This window comes from Streptomyces sp. NPDC022552 (assembly GCF_055561875.1).
This window is the reverse complement of the sequence record NZ_JBVHGJ010000034.1, coordinates 1-3331: the sequence shown is the minus strand read 5'-3', so window position 1 is coordinate 3331 and position 3331 is coordinate 1. Positions and strand designations below refer to the sequence as shown.

General features: G+C 71.7%; 2 protein-coding genes. Both read right to left on the bottom strand.

What is annotated here, in order from left to right; translation table 11 throughout:
- The coding region (locus ACZ3OF_RS35880; protein WP_467309050.1) for a type I polyketide synthase at positions 1-1838 on the bottom strand (1838 nt) is incomplete at its 3' end.
- Positions 1839-1902: 64 nt separating this feature from the next.
- The coding region (locus ACZ3OF_RS35875) for a phosphopantetheine-binding protein (protein ID WP_467309048.1) at positions 1903-3331 on the bottom strand (1429 nt) is incomplete at its 5' end.

The window sequence follows — 3331 nt, the reverse complement described above, 5'->3', positions numbered from 1 at the left end:
CAGACGGTGTCGAGGGTTTCGGCGAAGACGGGGAAGGTGTCGTAGAGCTCGCGTCCCATGCCGGCCCATTGCGAACCCTGACCCGAGAACACGAACGCCGTCCTGGTGCGCGGCGTGACGCTGCCTCGCGTCACCCCGGACATCTCCCGGCCTTCGCCCAGGGCCCGCAGCCGATCCAGGACCGCTCCGCGCTCGTCCTCGTCGCCGAAGACCACGGCACGCTCGTCGAAGCGGGCGCGGCTGGTGGCCAGCGCATGGGCGATGTCGCCGAGGGCGACGTCCGGGTTCCGCTCGATGTGGTCGGCAAGCCGCTCGGCCTGACCCGCCAGCGCCGCACCGGACTTGGCGGAGAGCAGGAGCGGTACCACCGGCAGTGAAGCGGCCGTCCGCCCCCGCTTCGTCCCCGACTCCTGCTCGCCGGTCGGTTCGCTCTCCCGCTCGGCCACCGGCTCGGTCTCCGGGGCCTGCTCGATGATGACGTGGGCGTTGGTCCCGCTGATGCCGAAGGAGGAGACTCCGGCCCGCCGCGGCCGATCACCCTCGACCGGCCAGGGCCGCTGTTCGGTGAGCAGCTCGACCGCTCCGGATTCCCAGTCGACGATGGGCGTGGGTTCCTCGGCGTGCAGGGTGCGCGGCAGCACGCCGTGACGCATGGCCTGCACCATCTTGATGACACCGCCGACGCCCGCGGCCGCCACGCTGTGCCCGATGTTCGACTTCAGCGAGCCGAGGTAGAGGGGACGCGGAGCGGTACGTCCTTGTCCGTAGGTGGCGAGGAGGGCCTGGGCTTCGATGGGGTCGCCGAGGCGGGTGCCGGTGCCGTGTGCTTCGACGGCGTCGATGTCGTCGGTGGTGAGGCCGGCGTTGGTGAGGGCCTGGTGGATGACGCGTTCCTGGGCGGGGCCGCTGGGTGCGGTCAGGCCGTTGGAGGCGCCGTCCTGGTTGATGGCCGATCCTCGCAGGACGGCGAGGACGCGGTGTCCGTTGCGTCGTGCGTCGGAGAGGCGCTCGACGAGCAGCAGGCCGACACCCTCCGACCAGCCCGTACCGTCCGCGCCGGCGCCGAAGGACTTGCAGCGGCCGTCCGCCGCCAGACCGCGCTGCCGAGAGAACTCCACGAACCCGCCGGGATCCCCGTTGACCGTGACACCTCCCGCAAGGGCCAGCGACACCTCGCCCGACCGCACCGACTGCACGGCCTGGTGCAGCGCGACCAGCGACGACGAGCAGGCGGTGTCGAGACTGACGGCCGGCCCCTCGAACCCGTACGAGTACGAGATACGGCCCGAGGCGACGCTGCCGAGCTTGCCGGTCATCAGATAGCCCTGGAACTCCTCGGGCGAGGCCAGCCCGAGGTAGCTCTCCTCCGCGATGCCGACGAAGACACCGGTCCGGCTGCCCTTCAGCGTCGTCGGATCGATACCGGCCTGCTCGAACACCTCCCACGAGGTCTCCAGCAGCACACGGTGCTGCGGGTCCATCGACTGCGCCTCGCGCGGGGAGATCCCGAAGAACTCGGCATCGAACTCGGTGGCCCTGTCGAGGAACCCGCCGTGCCGCGTGTAGGACTTGCCGGGCTTGCCCGGCTCCGGGTCGTACAGGTTCTCCAGGTCCCAGCCGCGGTCCTCGGGGAACTCCCCGATCGCATCCACGCCGTCCGCGACCAACCGCCACAGGTCGTCCGGCGAGGTCACCCCGCCGGGATACCGGCAGGCCATGCCCACGATCGCGATCGGCTCGTTCGACGCGGCCTCGACTTCGGCGAGCCGCTCGCGCGTCTTGTGCAGATCGGCCGTGACCCACTTCAGGTACTCGACCAGCTTTTCCTCGTTAGGCATGGGCTTTCCGTATCTCCCGTTGCTGTGTGTGGACCGAGGGCAGGCGCCGCCGCCCGTGAGCCGGTCAGTCGGACGTGCGGCCGAGCTGCTTGTCGATGAAGTCGAAGATCTCCTCCTCGGACGCCGTGGCGATCTCCTGCGCCACATCGCGCGTCGCGGCGTCGAGGTCCGCGTCCGTCCGGTCCCGTTCGGCCGGCGCCGACGCGCCCCCGAGACGACCCGGCCCCCGGCCGGCCGGTCGTACCAGGCGTGCCAGCAGCTCGACGGCGAGAGCCGTCGGCGTCGGGTGGTCGAAGACCACCGTGGCGGACAGCGTCGAACCGGTCAGCGCACTCAGCCGGTTCCGCAGCTCGACCGCGGTCAGCGAGTCGAACCCGAGCTCGTGGAAGCTCGCTTCGGGATCGACGGCGGTCGCATCCGCGTGACCGAGCACGGCCGCGACCGCCGCGCACACCTCGGTCAGCATCTCCTCCTGCGCCTCCGCGTCGGGCAGCCCGGCAAGGCGCTGAGCCATCGACTCCCGGCCGCCTCCCGCGCCCGGGTCCCCGAACCCGCCCGCGCCGACGTGTGCGGCACGCCGCGACGGATCCACGACCCCGACGCAGGGCTCCGCGTCCTGCGCGAACGCGAACTCCTCATCGGCGATCACCCGGTAGACGAGCGAGTCGACATCCGCGACCGGCTTTCCGTCCTCGTCCGTGATGCGGATCGACACGGTGCTCTCCGCCTGCTGCGTCACCACGGCTCGTACGGCGGCGGCACCCGCGGCGTGCACCCGCACTCCGCTCCATTCGACGGGTACGAGACTGCTGCCCTCGGGCGCGCCGTCCCGCCGGCCGAGGACGACGGCCTCCAGCAGCGACGGGTGCAGCCCGTACCTGCCGGCCTCGTCGCGCGCCTCGTCCGACAGCCGCACCCGTATCTCCTCGCCCGGCCCGGACGGCGGACCCGCCGGTGCTTCGCCCGGCCCGTCGACGCGCACCAGTCCCTCGGCGACCGCGATCCACGCACCGTCCACATCGTTCGCCCGCGATGCGAAGACCGTGACGGTCCGTCGCTGTGGGTCGTCCGTGGGAGTCGTACGGGTCTGCAGCTGAAGGGTGGTGCGAGCGGGCAGAGCGAGCGGAGCTCGGACGGTGAGCCGCTCGAGCGTGGACCGCGCTGCGGGCTCGCCGGCTCCGGCGTGCAGGGCGAGCTCAACGAGCGTCGACGTCGGCAGGTGGGGTGTACCTCCAGACGTGTGGCTGATCAGGTGCGGATGCGTGTGGGTGGTGAGATGAGCGGTGTGGAGCGTGGCGTCCGTGCCCGCGATCCGGATGGGCGTGCTCAGCAGAGCGTGGGCGTTCCGGTCGGCGTCGGCCGGCTGAGGACGGGTGTGGGCGTTCAGCCAGTAGCGGCGGTGTTGGAAGGCGTAGGTGGGGAGGGGGGTGGGGTGGGGGTGGTGGGTGTGGGTGGGCCAGGTGAGGGGGGTTCCGTGGGTGTGGAGGTGGGCG